Genomic DNA, 15,114 nt, shown 5'->3' with positions numbered 1-15,114 from the left:
CCCAGTATCGTCCACCATTCTTTTCCATAAAGAATTAAAACTAAAATGGACGATTAGCTCAGTTGGGAGAGCACCGCCCTTACAAGGCGGGGGTCACTGGTTCAAGCCCAGTATCGTCCACCATCTTTTTTCTTCCTAGTATAATCCAACAACAAATCACCTAATACATACCTGTACTATTTGTCACTTGTTACATTCTATTATCGACCACCACTTGATTTTTTGATTCTATATTTTAAAGCCATATTTATCTGAATTTATTTTTATATTAAATTTTCAGCCAAATTTAAATTAAAACATGCCGTCATTTTAAGATTAATTTTTATAGGGTTTACGACCGGTAATAAACTTGCATTACAAAACGAAGCTAATTATTTTCGTGCAATAAAGTAAAAATGATTTTTATGTTGGAAAGGCGTTTTAGTGAAAAAAGTTTTAATCTAAATGCTCACTAGGCTATGCGTTGAGCGGAACTAATTAGTCATAGATGTTATCTTGAATTAAATTTACAGAGTCGTTATTTTAGATAATGTCAGCCAATTGTATGCTCTTCAGAATAGCATACAATTGTATAGGGATTTATTATTCAATAAGAGATCCTATTCCCTTATTAACACCATAAATATCGCTTGGGTTAAAACCTAAGGTTACATGGAAGTCTTTATTGCTTAACACTAAACCTTGACGGTAACTGGTCGCCTGTGAGGATTGCGCAACAACAAAATAGCTTGTTTTATCATCCTGACGTACTCGACCTAAGCCATTTAATGAGACGGATAACCTTGATCCTATAGCGATATTTTTTGTCAATAATTGGTATTCATAAGGGTTAATTAAGGTCATGTGGAAAGTCTGATGATCTCTAGCACTTTGATTTTGTCGATAGAGTGCAAAGTCATCACCTAATATTTTTTCCATTTGGGATAAATATAGCTCAAGGTCGGCAGGGTTCACTTTTCCACCGACATACGTTAAACCACTATTGTCAGTTAATTTAACTATCTCTATTTGAATTAACTTAACTAATGTTTTTTTATCAGCTGCATCAATCTCAGGCATAAGCTCTTCTTTAATTTGATTGTCGTTATTATTAACTAGGTACTCTGATGTTGTATTTGCAGCTAAACTCGTTTGGCAAAATATTACTATAGTGAATAAAACACCTGTTAAACTGGCTATGTTATTGATTGTTTTCATTGAGACTACCCGCTTGATTAGACAGTAAATTTAGCATTGTAAAACGTTAGCATAGCATTTATTACCTTCGAGACAACTTGGTCGTTCTCAAAAATAAAATCATAAATTTGCAACGGCTACCATACAAAGTATTTGATTTTAGAGGGAGTTTAAATCACTTTATGTAAGGACGATAATTCAAACATAGTCATTCTATGATTTGATTACGTCACCCTACCAAAAAGATATTTTGAAACATGCCTCTTGATTGTAATACTATATTTTACACAGAAAACACCATAATTATCACTCAAGTATTTATAGCTATAACCAATCAATAAACATGTTGTAAAGATAAACTATTTAATTACATCAAAGTGATGAATTAACTTAGGTGCGATGCTAAAATGCCCCCAATTTTATGATTCATACTCCTGACATCGTCAATTAGACGTTGTTAGTGACACCCTGTAGAGATTTTTATGACTTTAACAACACGCTTTGCCCCAAGCCCAACCGGTTATTTACATGTTGGTGGTGCTCGTACTGCCTTATATAGTTGGTTATATGCCCAGAAAAATGGCGGTGACTTTATTCTTCGTATCGAAGATACCGATTTAGAGCGTTCAACCCAAGCTTCTGTTGATGCCATTATGGATGGTATGAACTGGTTAGATCTTAAATGGACACATGGTCCATATTTTCAAACGGAACGTTTTGATCGTTATAAAGAAGTTATTGAACAGTTACTTGTATCGGGTAATGCTTATCGTTGTTATAGCACCAGCGAAGAAGTTGATGTAATGCGTGAAGCAGCCAAAGCTGCAGGCGGCATAGAAAAATATAATGGTTTATGGCGTGACCGTACCGATCACCCAACAGATAAACCTTTTGTTATTCGCTTTAAAAACCCTATTGGTGGCGACGTTGTTATCAAAGATATGGTTAAAGGTGATATCACTATCAGCAATGACCAATTAGATGATTTAATCCTTGCTCGCTCTGACGGTACCCCAACGTATAACTTAACGGTTGTTGTTGATGACTGGGATATGAAAGTATCACATGTTGTTCGTGGTGATGATCATATTAGTAATACCCCTAAGCAAATTAACATCCTTACTGCATTGGGTGCTGATATTCCTGAATATGCGCATATTCCAATGATTTTAGGTGATGACGGTAAACGATTATCTAAGCGTCATGGCGCTGTTGGTGTTATGCAATATCGTGATGACGGTTATTTACCTGAAGCCTTACTAAACTACTTAGTACGTTTAGGTTGGTCTCATGGTGATCAAGAAATATTCTCTCGTGAAGAAATGATTGAGTTATTTGATTTAAAAGATTGTAACCGTGCAGCTTCTGGTTTTAATACCGATAAACTTATCTGGGTTAATCAGCATTACATGAAAACAATGGACCCTGAGTATGTTGCAAAGCATCTTGCATGGCATATGGCTGATCAAGGTATTAATACTGACAATGGTCCAGCGTTAGCTGACGTTGTTAAAATTCAAGCTGATCGTGTTAAAACACTCAAAGAAATGGCAGACATTTCACGCTATTTTTATGAAGATTTTACTGAACTGGATGCAAAATCTGTTAAAAAGCATTTACGTCCTGTCGTTAAAGAACCAATGATGTTAGTTAAAGCAAAATTAGCTGCCTTAACTGATTGGACGCCAGAGCTTATTCATGCAGCAATTAACGATACCGCGGTAGAATTAGAGTTGGGCATGGGTAAAGTTGGTATGCCATTACGTGTAGCTGCCACAGGTGGCGGTAACTCTCCATCACTGGATATTACTTTAGCCTTGTTAGATCAAAGCAAAGTATTAGAAAGAATAGACCAAGCGTTAGTGGTACTAGAAGCAAGAATTTCAGCCGGTTAATGACATCTTTCATGATTAGTCTAAAGAGTGGTCTAACGATGAGTTTAACCACTTTAAATAAGTTTAGGAGAATGCCGAGTGCAATTTAGTGATTTTGGTTTAGACAGTGCTTTAATGAGTACCATTGAGCATATGGGTTTTAACGAACCAACTCAAATTCAGCAACAGGCAATTCCTGCGGCAATGGCGGGGCATGATTTAATTGCTTCTTCTAAAACAGGCTCAGGTAAAACGTTAGCGTTTATTATTCCTGCTTTACAGCGATTAAATAAGAATCGTGCTCTGTCAAAGCGTGATCCACGTGTGGTAATTTTAACGCCAACACGTGAATTAGCTAAACAAGTATTTAGTCAACTGCGTTTGTTTACGGCGAATACTCAATATAAAGCAGTATTAATTTTAGGTGGTGAAAACTTTAACGACCAAGTCAAAGTGCTGCAGAAAGAGCCAGAGTTTATTGTTGCAACACCTGGGCGGTTAGCGGACCATTTAACGCAAGGTCACTTCCATTTAAATGGTTTAGAACTACTTATTTTAGATGAAGCAGATCGCATGCTTGATTTAGGCTTTAGTAAAGAGCTTACGCAGATAAATAATGCAGCCGATCATCGTAAACGTCAAACCTTATTGTTTTCAGCAACTTTAGATCATGCGCAAGTTAATGACTTTGCAAAAGAGCTATTAAAAAAGCCTAAACGTGTTGCTATCGAATCGGCTCATACTGAACATGAAGACATTACTAAACGTTTTTATCTTGCTGATAATCTCACGCAGAAAGAAGCGTTATTACAGCACTTTTTAGTTACTGAAAAATCACAGCAAATCATCATATTCACAGCAACACGCAGTGATACTGAACGTTTAGCTAAGTTACTAATGGAACAAGACCTTAATGCGGTTGCCTTAAGTGGTGAGTTAAATCAAGGTCAGCGTAATCAAATTATGGACAGCTTTGCTAAAGGTCAACATAAAATATTGGTAACGACTGATTTAGCCTCACGCGGTCTTGATTTAATTAATGTATCGCACGTGATTAATTTTGACATGCCAAAGCATACTGAAGAATTTGTTCACCGTATTGGCCGAACAGGCCGTGCAGGAACGAAAGGTGATGCGATTTCATTGGTCGGTCCAAATGATTGGTTAAGCCTTAAGAATGTAGAGGCTTTTTTACAGCAAACAATTAGCTTTACTAAAGTTGAAGGTATTAAGGTTAAGTTTAAAGGCTTAAAACCGAAAAAACCCAAAGCGGTCAAAGCGGCTGATAATGTTGTACAAAACAAAAAGCCAGTTGCCAATAAACCAAGAAAAGTCATCAAAAAGACTTTCCTTGATATACAAGATGCTGGCGCAATGAAAATTATTAAACGTAAGAAGTTAACACCAGATCAAATTGAAGATTCGACTAAAAAAGAACAGGATTAACACTGTTTGGTTGTTAATTTAGTTAACAGCTTCAGCTAGCACCTTAAGTTAACATCAAGATAAAAAGGCAACCACGGTTGCCTTTTTTTATAACTAAAATTTGGCTTGATTATCTCGTTTATAAAAAATATCGTATTCAAGGAAGTGTGAATAATGGTAAGTTATTACCCATAAGCTATTTGATTAATGCGTTTGATTTATATAATAAATATAATTTTATAAGGATGTTTCATGACCATAATGCAAAAATTTCTGTGGATAATTGTCAGTATTGGCAATTTTATCGCTGGTTACCTTTATATGTACAACCCGAGTTTTTTAAGTGTAGCGTTACTACTCTCTACGTTACTCTATAGTCTTATAGGACTTTATGACGTTTTTTACAGTCCCCATAGTTTGAATCGGCTTTATCCTGTAGTGGCTTATTTACGTTATTTTCTTGAATCTTATCGCGTTGAAATTCAGCAATACTTTATTGCTAATGACACCGAAGAGCGTCCTTTTAATCGAGAGCAACGCACCTTAGTGTATCAACGCGCTAAAAATGTGCGTGATACTATTGCCTTTGGTACCCAACGTAACCTTGTTGAGGGTAACTATTTAAGCTTGTGGCATTCATTATCGCCTACGCATATTAAAGAAAGCGCGAAACGAGTATCTATTGGTGGTGATAGCTGTCAACAGCCTTACTCTGCATCTTACTTAAATATTTCAGCGATGAGTTTTGGCTCATTAAGCACTAATGCTATTGAAGCGCTTAATTTAGGGGCTAAAAAAGCGGGTTGTTATCATAATACTGGTGAAGGTGCTGCGAGCCCTTATCATTTAAAACATGGTGGCGATATTGTTTGGCAGTTAGGCACTGGGCTTTTCGGTTGTCGTGATGAAAATGGACGCTTTAATCCCACTAGCTTCGAGGCAACCGCTAAACTACCTCAAATAAAAATGATCGAAATAAAGTTAAGCCAAGGAGCCAAACCAGGTCATGGTGGTGTATTACCGAAAGAAAAAATCACTGATGAAATTGCCCGTATTAGACATATTTCAAAAGATAAAGACTGTATATCTCCAGCGGTTAATCCGGAGTGTACCTCTCCTAAAGCGCTGTTGGCATTTGTGCAACAATTACGTAGCTTAAGCGGTGGAAAACCTGTTGGTTTTAAGCTCTGTATAGGAAATCCGGCGGAATTTTTGAGTATTTGTAAAGCGATGTTAGAAACAGGTATTACCCCTGATTTTATCACTGTCGATGGCGCAGAAGGAGGCACAGGCGCAGCGCCAGTTGAGTTCTCTAATCGCCTTGGTATGATTTGCCTTGAAGGAGTACACTTTGTCAATAATGCATTAGTGGGTGTTGGTCTACGCGATAAAGTTAAAATTATTGCCTCAGGAAAAACAGCCACAGGTTTTGATTTGTTAGCAAAAATTGCTGCAGGTGCCGATTTAGTTAATGCTGCAAGAACCATGATGATGGCAATAGGCTGTATTCAATCAAGGCATTGTAATACCAATAACTGTCCAACAGGGGTTGCAACACAAGATCCCGCTAGAGCCAAAGCAATTGATATAAAGTCAAAAAGTGATCGCGTAAAAAACTTTCACCATAATACCTTAGAAAGCTTTTATGAATTGGTAGGCAGTATGGGGCTTGATGATCCCTGCAAACTTTTACCACAAATGATCAAACGCCGTTCTCCCTACGGTACATTAATGTCTACAGGTAGCCTTATTACGCCACTTAAAGATAATGCTTTATTGGATGGAGATATAGCCAATGAAGCATGGAAAAACTGGTGGCAAAGTAGTAGTGCAGAACAATTCTATGTTAATGATGTCTACATTTTAACATCACCTGAATTTCATCAGAAAAAATAAGGACTCTTCAACTTTAGCAATATTATTTGTTTATAAACAAATAATGCTATTTTTTTGATATATATGGGATTGTAATCTAGTCTGTTAGTAAACAAGAACGATAGGCTAACTGTATGAAAAATTCACAGATACTGATATATCCAGCCACATTAATAGCGGGTATGTGCGAATTACCGACACAAGTAACTGGTGATGGCTTATCTACTAATGTCGCTGCAATGAATAACTATCTTGGCACTTGAATTTTCAATGACTTTTGGTCATACGAATGACTTACTAGCCAGATGTTTAAGCTGGCTATACTGCGAATTAGAAAGCTTATACCATTGATATTGATATTGATATTGATTTTTAATCGAAACTAATTGCAACAAGGTAATATGGTGGGTCAGTCTATATGCAGCAAGAAGTAGATTTTCTTTGGATTATTATTTGTAGTGCTTTAGTTTTTCTAATGCAAGCTGGATTTTTATGCTTAGAAAGTGGCTTAACGCGCAGTAAAAATAGCATTAATGTTGCCATCAAGAATTTGGCTGATTTTTGTCTAACAACATTTATTTATTGGCTCTTTAGCTTCGCCTTAATGTTTGGCATTAGTGCTAATGGAATTTTTGGTACGACAGGTTTTGCCATTGACTTTCAATCCACACCAATGATGGCTGGGGCATTCTTTGTTTTTCAAGTCATGTTCTGTGGTGCTTCTGTTACCATAATTTCTGGCGCTATCGCTGAAAGAATTAAGTTTGGTGCTTACGTCCTTATCACCTTAGTGATTGCCGGATTAGTCTACCCCGTTTTTGGTCATTGGGCATGGGCTGGTTTAGATCAAGGAGTAGCTAACGGCTGGTTAAATTCCAAGGGGTTCATTGATTTTGCTGGCTCTACTGTTGTTCATAGTGTGGGTGGTTGGGCAGCGTTAGCTATTCTGTTAATTATAGGCTCTCGTCATGGCCGCTTTAATGAAAATGGTAAAGCTATCCCCATTAAACATTCGAGCTTATCGCAAGCCACACTAGGTACGGTTTTACTTTTTATCGGCTGGTTAGGATTTAATGGCGGTAGCACCTTAGCATTAAATAGCCAAGTTTCCCTGATTATTGTTAATACCGTAATTGCTGGCTCTGTTGGAGCGTGTTCAGCGGGATTGCTCGGTTATGCGGTACAAAATAAACTCAATGTCACTCAATTTATGAACGGCTGCTTAGGTGGTTTAGTCGCTATTACTGCGGGTTGCTTTGCTGTATCGACACCTGCAGCGGTAATGATAGGTTTGGTGGGAGGTATGATAGTTATTGGTGTTGAGCAATTTTTAGAATATCGACAAATTGACGATGCTGTTGGTGCTATTCCTGTACATTTAGGTGCGGGTATATGGGGTACTTTAGCTGTAGGTTTATATGGCGACTTAGAGGTTTTAGCGACTGGACTTACCCGTTTTGAACAAGTTCAAGTACAATTTTTAGGTATTGCTAGTTGTGCCGTTTGGACACTAGGTGTCACCTATTCTTTGATGTTTCTCATTAACAAGATTTATCCAATCAGAGTGAGCTTACCTCATGAAATTATCGGGCTAAATATTTCTGAACATGGCGTGGTTGAAGAAAACTTGGCTGATGAAAACCTTTCAGATAGAAATGTACCGAAAGACCTAAACGCTAAACAAGATGTTAGTAGTCTTAAAGTGATATAAAAATTTAAATGTATCACCATTATAAAAATATCCAAGGAAATCATTTATGTTTGGTAGTTTTAAAATAGGCACTAAGCTTTTATTAGTTACCGTTATTATTACCGTAGTCGTTATTTTAGTTAATGGACTTTATTCGAGTAGTAGTATTCGCGATACGGTCAAAGAGCAAACCTTTGCGAAGCTTACCGCGGTTAGGGAAATGAAAGCTCAGCAAATAGAGGATTACTTTGAGCAAATTAGTAACCAAATACTGACATTTTCTGAAAATAAGATGATCATCTCTGCAATGGCTGAATTTACTCAAGGGTTTAACACAATAGATAGTGAAATTAATAAAGATGAGCAAACATTACAGTCAAGCCTTGAAAACTATTACCAGCAAGAATTCGTTCCCCGTCTAAATAAAGCAGAGCAAACTAAATTTTCAGCAAAGGAGTACATTCCTCAGCAGCAAAATAGCAAATTACTACAATCATTATTTATAGCAAACAATGCAAACAAAACAGGTGAAAAACACCTACTTGATAACGCCAATAATGGTTCTAGCTATGAAGATACCCATCAAAGATACCACCAAACTATACGCTCATACTTAGAGAAGTTTCATTATTACGATATATTTTTAGTCGATGCTAAAACGGGTAATATAGTTTATAGCGTTTTCAAAGAAATAGATTACGCGACCAATTTAATTAATGGCCCCCATAAAGATTCAAATATTGCACAAGTTTTTCAATTAGCGAATAAAAGCAATGACAAAGACTTTGTAAAAATTGTCGATTTTAGCCCTTATATCCCTTCTTATTATGCTCCAGCCGCATTTATCGCTTCACCTATTTTTAGTGGTAATGAAAAAATTGGTGTATTGATTTTTCAAATGCCGATAGACCGAATTAACGACATTATGACCAATAAGAAAAGTTGGAATAAAGTGGGGTTAGGAGTCTCAGGTGAAACCTACATTGTTGGTGAAGACTTAACTTTACGTAACCAATCCCGTTTTTTAATTGAAGATAAAAGTAACTATTTAGCGATGATCAAAGCCATTGGTACCGATGAAAAAACGTTACGTTCTATTGAAAGTTTAAATACTTCTATTGGCTTGCAAAGAGTTGACACACAAGGCACTAACGCTGCACTGACAGGTATAAGCTCAACAGCAATATTTGATGATTATCGTGGAGTAAGTGTGCTATCAGCATTTGGTCTTCTTGATATCAATGGACTTCATTGGGCGATAATGAGTGAAATAGATGAAGCAGAAGCCTTTCAATCTTATAGTAAGTTGCGAGACCAAGTCATTATGCTCTCCTCGGTATTAATTGCGCTAGCTATTTATATTTCCTATTACTTATCAATATCTTTAACTCGGCCATTAAGGAAGCTTGAACATTCTGCAGAGTTACTGACTTCGGGCGATTTAGAAACAAAAATAGAGCGGGTTAGTAATGATGAAATAGGCGATTTGTCTACTAACTTCGAAAACATGCGTCTTGCATTGAAAAAATCTTTTTTAGACGTTGAGCATAAAAAAGAAGAGTTAGAAGTTAGGGTAAAAGAGCGTACTCAAGCGTTAAATAAAATTTTAGCTGAGCAAGAGCAACAAAATTTACTATTAGGTCAGCAAAATGTAGAGCTAGAGACAATTCAAGAAGATTTGTTAAAGTCTCGACAAGCTATTGAAAACAGTGAGCAGCGTGTTGCCACCATTATACAATCAAGTCCTGATGGCATTATTACCATAGATAAAAAAGGCACTATCTTAAGCTTTAATTATTCGGCAGAAAAATTATTTGGCTATCAAAGTGATGAAATTATAGATAAAAATTTAAAAATATTAATGCCAAAATCTATTGCGTTAGAGCATGACTATTACTTAGAAAAATACATTCCTAATTCTGAATCAACCATTGTTGGTAAGAGCAGAGAATTAGTAGGTCAAAGAAAAGATAGCAGTCAGTTTCCGTTAGAGTTAAAAGTTGAGTCGGTATTCATTGATGATGAGTTGATGTATATCGGCCAGATCCGTGATATTACTGAACAAAAACAGCTACAACAAGATGTGCAAAATGCCTTAGATGCAGCTCAAAAAGCCAGCCAAGCTAAAAGTGGTTTTTTGGCTAACATGAGCCATGAACTGAGAACACCAATGAATGCCATTATTGGCTATTCAGAGATGTTAGCTGAGGATGCTGAAGAGGATGGTTTAGATGATATGCTGGATGATTTGAATAAAATCACCGCAGCAGGTAAGCATTTATTATCCTTGATTAATGACGTACTCGACATTTCAAAAATTGAAGCGGGTCGTATGGACTTATACCTTGAAGACTTTACTTTAGGTGAAGTTATTATCGATGTTGCCTCTACCGCGCAATCTCTAGTGGGAAAAAACAATAATAAACTGACGACTAACATCAGTGATGATCTTGAATTAATGCATGCCGATGTGACTAAAGTAAGGCAGATACTGTTTAACTTAGTGTCAAACTCAGCCAAGTTTACCACCGATGGTGAGATAACTATATCCGCAGAGTCTATTTATCAAGCGGGTGAACCAAGGGTGAAAATTTCAGTAGCTGATACTGGAATAGGTATCCCGGCTAATAAAATCGAGACCATTTTTGAAGAGTTTTCACAAGCGGATGAGTCAACCACACGTAATTATGGCGGCACAGGTTTAGGTTTAGCTTTAGTTAAAAAGTTTTGTGAAATGATGGGCGGAACTATTTATATTGAAAGCGCTGAAGGCAAAGGTTCTACTTTTATTTTTGAATTACCCACTAGGGTAATTAAGCAAGATGAAGAACTAGAAAGCGCCCCCCAACAAACGCTTAATCAGGTAACTGAAAACAGACTGGATTCATCGTTATTAAAAGATGTATTAGTGATTGATGATGATCCTCAAGCGCGTGATTTATTGAAACGAAATTTAGAAATTGAAGGTTATAGTGTTATTACTATTGATAATGGCAAGGACGGTATTGAGCTAGCCAAAAAGTATCATCCCTCTTTAATTACCCTTGATATTATGATGCCTGAAATGGATGGTTGGGAAGTATTAAGGGCATTAAAAGCAGAAAGCAAAACTAAAGATATTCCCGTGGTGATGATCTCTATTGTTGGTGATAAAGCCATTGGTGCCTCACTGGGCGCGGTAGAGCATTTAAGTAAGCCCGTTGACCGAAACCTTCTCAAAGAAGTGGTATTAAAATTTGCCACACGCGGTAAAGCTTTAGTGATTGACGATGAACAAAATTCCCTAGATATTGCTGAGAAGTCATTATCGTCAATAGGCTGGAAAACTGTGACAGCGGTTAATGGACAGGATGGACTAGAAAAGTTTTCAGCCAATAAGGTTGATTTAATCTTACTCGATATCATGATGCCAGTAATGGATGGTTTTGAGTTTTTAACTCAGTTACGCGCATTACCAAAAGGTCGTGATGTACCCGTAATAGTATTAACAGCAAAAGACTTATCAGATGATGAAAAATTAATTCTTAATGGTAATGTTGAACACGTTTTCTCTAAAGAAGAAACCAGTGTTGAGCAGTTAGTTGCCGATATAAATGAACAGTTTGGTAAAAGATAGAGGTGAAGTATGAGTAAGATTTTACTGGTTGAAGACAATGAGATGAATCGAGATATGCTATCTCGTCGGTTAATTCGTAAAAAATATGAAGTAGTCATGGCAATAAATGGCCAAATTGGCGTTGATATGGCAAGCTCAGAAAAGCCGGACATCATTCTACTAGATATGAGTTTACCTATCATGGACGGTTGGACAGCCGCAGGGCATTTAAAAGCAAACCCTGACACTAAAGATATTCCTATCATTGCGTTAACAGCGCATGCCATGGCAGAAGATAAAGAAAAGGCGCTTGCTGCAGGTTGCGATGATTATGATACTAAACCGGTCGATTTTAAGCGTTTGCTCGGTAAAATAACCGAACTTTTGGGCTAATATTTAGGAGCGACTGCTATGACTAAGCTTTCAGTTTTTCAGCATAAACTGGCAGATCTTCGTCATGATTTAAAAACACCGATAGGCCATATTCTTGGTTACAGTGAAATGTTACAAGAAGAGCTTGAGGAAGAGCCATGGGAAGAATTTCAAGTTGATTTAGTTAATGTTCATAGCTCAGGAGACAAGCTACTTGCATTAATAGAAGATAACTTAGCCGCCACCAAAAGCTCCGTTCATGATATAGATATACCCTCTGTACAGTTTCAATTAAGAATGCAGCTTAACCATATCACTGGCTATTGTGAGTTATTACAAGATCTCGCTGAAGATGAAAAACGAGTAGAGCTAATTGGCGATTTAAATAACATTATTCAAGCATCAACTGTATTTGCTGAGATAGTTGAAAATAAGTTATCTATACATTATCTAGAAACAGTTACAGAACTAGAAAAAGTAAAACAAGAGTATGATCAGTCAACTGAAAAAACAAAAAATACAGATTTTTCAGAGAAAACATCCGCTACCACTAATATGACTGAGACAGATGATATAGCTGTAAGTACTATGGGAGAAGGCGGAATAATATTGGTTGTTGATGATAATCCAACCAATTTAGATTTATTATCAAGAAGATTAAAACGCCAAGGTTACCATCCCATCACCGTTGATTCTGGGCAAGCGGCGCTTGATTATCTTGCCGATAATATTGTTGATTTAGTATTGCTTGATTTAGTGATGCCGCAAATGAGCGGCACAGAAGTGTTGACCATCATTAGGCATAACCCAAAATTAAGAAACTTACCTGTCATTATTTTATCTGCACATGATGATATGGACATCATTGTAAAGTGTGTACTGCTAGGCGCAGATGATTACTTATTTAAACCTTATAACCCTATTCTACTCAAAGCCCGTTTAGCTGCAACATTGGAAAAGTACCGTTTAAGACAAAACCAAGTGCCACGTTTAGAAGTATTTATTTCCTCCCCAGGTGATGTTATTCCTGAACGTAAAGTTATCAGAGGTATTATTAACGTCCTAAATGTAGAACTTGCTGATAGGGTTCGACTGGTACCTGTGTTTTGGGAAGATGAACCTTTACTTGCTTCTGATACTTTTCAAGCACAAATTCACCCAGCAAAAAATTCAGATATTTATCTGGGTATCTTTTGGTCGCGTTTAGGCTCACCACTACCTGACTCTATTACTAGGGAAGACGGTTCTTTGTATGATTCAGGCTCTGAATACGAATATGAAGATGCCTACTATGGCTATAAAAATAATGGCAAGCCTGAAATTTTGGTCTATCGAAAAATGTCAGAAGCTTTTGTCTCACTAGCTGATCGTGACAATGTAATGGCGGCCATTGCACAATTTGAAAAGGTCGATAGTTTTATTGAACGTTGGTTTATCGACCCAGAGGACGGCAGTTACAGTGGAGCTTACCATTGTTTTGAACAACTCGAATACTTTGAAGAGATGGTTTATAAGCATTTGAAGAAATTAGTATTACAGCAGTTGGAAACCAATCATTGATCCTGTTTTTTGAATTATAGTCTATAGTCTAGAGTTATATTGCTAACCCTTAATATTAACTAGTAGGAAGATTAAAATGAATAAAAATGATGTCTGGATACAAGCTTCAAGCACTATCACCCAACGAATAGAAAAAGATGATGAAGGACAGATAGTGATCATTGATAAAGTTGATGGAGCTAGTGGTGTTTCTTTAGATCCGAAAACAGGAAGCTTTACGGTTGAAAAAGAATTTGATTATCTTGTTATGGCAGCACCACAAGTTGGCCGCTTACATTCTGGAGATAATGCGAATTTTAGATGTTGGCTCCGTGTTAATGGTGAAAATGTTCCTGACAGTAATGTACTGATGAATTTATTTCATGTTGATGTTAAAGATGTCATTGTAAGCCAAGGTTTAATTCATTTAAAAGCTGGAGATGTCTTACAGGTTATTATGGCTACTGACAACGCTGCGGCAGGGGTTGGCGCTGAAGCAATACAGCCAACACCAAACGAACCGCTTGTACCAGCGATTATTTTTTCAATGGAAGCTTATGGCTAAGTTTTATATCAAATTTAAAATTGAGCATTAGCCATTTTGTTACTGCTCTTTATTTCCCACAGTATGGACACTTTCCACCGTGATGACTTTTCTTCAGCAATGCAATATTTCTATCTAAATCCTCAGGGCTAATCTCTAGTTGTGAGGCTAACTCTTCTAATGCCCGGTATTCATCTTTATCAATAACACCATCGGCTAAGGCATGTTTAACATGAGCATCAAGATTCCGTTTACGTTCACGCAGTTCATCACCAAAGCGTGCCGCGAGCATACCCGCAGGTAACGCCACTAAACCGACCCCAATGAGCATAATAAAAGTAGCCACTATTTTTCCCAATAAAGTCACCGGAGTAACATCACCGTAACCTACTGTGGTCATAGTCACTACCGCCCACCATAACGAGTGTAAAATATTACCAAATACTTCAGGCTGCGCTTCATTTTCTAGGGTGTACATCAAACTCGCAGCAATAATAACTAAAAACATCATTACCATAATAGCAGCGGTAATACTTTTTAACTCTTTCCTTAATACAGTAAGAAAAACATTAAAGCCTTTAAAATAATGCGTTAATTTTAGTAACCGTAATACACGAATTAAACGTAAATAGCGTAAATCGACCACCAAGAATAATGAGATAAAAAATGGCAAAATCGCTAATAAATCAATTAATGCAATGGGTGAAAAGATATAGCGAACTCTAGCTTGAGCAGATGAATATTCTTTAAAGGAAAAAGACTCAACACAAGTCCACAGGCGCAGTAAATATTCAACGGAAAAAATACTGATAGAAAATAATTCCAATAGCATTAATTCTTCAGAATATCTTGTACTTATATTTTTATCGGATTCTAAAATAACTGCGGAAACATTGACTATAATGAGGATGATGAGAAAAAGGTTAATCAATTTAGCTTTAGAAGATTGATGAACTGAGCCTTCAATGAGTTGAAAAATATAATTTCTCATTTTTGCTAAGTTAATGGCTTGAGGCATGAGTTT

11 protein-coding genes and 1 tRNA gene are annotated in these 15,114 nt (G+C 36.8%); 10 read left to right on the top strand and 2 right to left on the bottom strand.

Features of this window, described 5'->3' with window-relative positions; translation table 11 throughout:
* Window positions 1–47 precede the first annotated feature (47 nt).
* Window positions 48–123: transfer RNA gene (locus CXF71_RS01255), tRNA-Val, on the top strand.
* A gap of 459 nt (window positions 124–582) precedes the next feature.
* On the opposite strand, the gene CXF71_RS01250 is transcribed toward CXF71_RS01255, so the two are convergent.
* The gene (locus CXF71_RS01250) at window positions 583–1,197 is read right to left on the bottom strand and encodes a hypothetical protein (protein WP_101231177.1); all 615 of its coding nucleotides are present in this window, start codon (window positions 1,195–1,197) and stop codon (window positions 583–585) included.
* 461 nt (window positions 1,198–1,658) lie between these two features.
* Here CXF71_RS01250 and gltX point away from each other — a divergent pair, with 461 nt between their 5' ends.
* The 9 genes from gltX (at window position 1,659) to CXF71_RS01210 (ending at window position 14,111) form a co-directional block, all read left to right on the top strand.
* Window positions 1,659–3,071 (top strand): glutamate--tRNA ligase, encoded by a 1,413-nt coding sequence (gene gltX / locus CXF71_RS01245; protein WP_101231176.1) that lies wholly within the window; start codon window positions 1,659–1,661, stop codon window positions 3,069–3,071.
* Window positions 3,072–3,149: 78 nt separating this feature from the next.
* Entirely contained in the window at window positions 3,150–4,496 is a 1,347-nt protein-coding gene (locus CXF71_RS01240; protein WP_101231175.1) for a DEAD/DEAH box helicase, read from the top strand.
* 231 nt (window positions 4,497–4,727) lie between these two features.
* On the top strand, window positions 4,728–6,371 hold the full coding sequence (locus CXF71_RS01235) for an FMN-binding glutamate synthase family protein (RefSeq protein ID WP_101231174.1): 1,644 nt from the start codon (window positions 4,728–4,730) through the stop codon (window positions 6,369–6,371).
* A gap of 113 nt (window positions 6,372–6,484) precedes the next feature.
* On the top strand, window positions 6,485–6,613 hold the full coding sequence (locus CXF71_RS21785; RefSeq protein WP_269800789.1) for a hypothetical protein: 129 nt from the start codon (window positions 6,485–6,487) through the stop codon (window positions 6,611–6,613).
* Between the two features lie 155 nt (window positions 6,614–6,768).
* Window positions 6,769–8,061 carry an ammonium transporter gene (locus tag CXF71_RS01230; protein ID WP_101231173.1) on the top strand — a complete coding sequence of 431 codons (1,293 nt, stop codon included), beginning with the start codon at window positions 6,769–6,771 and terminating at the stop codon, window positions 8,059–8,061.
* A 46-nt stretch (window positions 8,062–8,107) separates the two neighbouring features.
* On the top strand, window positions 8,108–11,656 hold the full coding sequence (locus tag CXF71_RS01225) for a response regulator (RefSeq protein ID WP_101231172.1): 3,549 nt from the start codon (window positions 8,108–8,110) through the stop codon (window positions 11,654–11,656).
* Between the two features lie 9 nt (window positions 11,657–11,665).
* A complete protein-coding gene (locus CXF71_RS01220; RefSeq protein WP_101231171.1) occupies window positions 11,666–12,028 on the top strand; it encodes a response regulator in 363 nt (120 codons plus the stop codon).
* 18 nt (window positions 12,029–12,046) lie between these two features.
* Window positions 12,047–13,567 (top strand): response regulator, encoded by a 1,521-nt coding sequence (locus CXF71_RS01215; RefSeq protein ID WP_101231170.1) that lies wholly within the window; start codon window positions 12,047–12,049, stop codon window positions 13,565–13,567.
* 76 nt (window positions 13,568–13,643) lie between these two features.
* A complete protein-coding gene (locus CXF71_RS01210; protein WP_101231169.1) occupies window positions 13,644–14,111 on the top strand; it encodes a hypothetical protein in 468 nt (155 codons plus the stop codon).
* Between the two features lie 49 nt (window positions 14,112–14,160).
* Here the strand turns inward: CXF71_RS01210 and CXF71_RS01205 are convergent, their stop codons facing one another.
* Entirely contained in the window at window positions 14,161–15,108 is a 948-nt protein-coding gene (locus CXF71_RS01205) for an ion transporter (RefSeq protein ID WP_101231168.1), read from the bottom strand.
* Between the last annotated feature and the right edge of the window lie 6 nt (window positions 15,109–15,114).

The organism is Colwellia sp. 12G3 (assembly GCF_002836775.1).
Lineage (GTDB): Bacteria > Pseudomonadota > Gammaproteobacteria > Enterobacterales > Alteromonadaceae > Colwellia.
The sequence above is the reverse complement of the archived record's forward strand: the minus strand, read 5'-3'. Positions and strand labels throughout refer to the sequence as shown.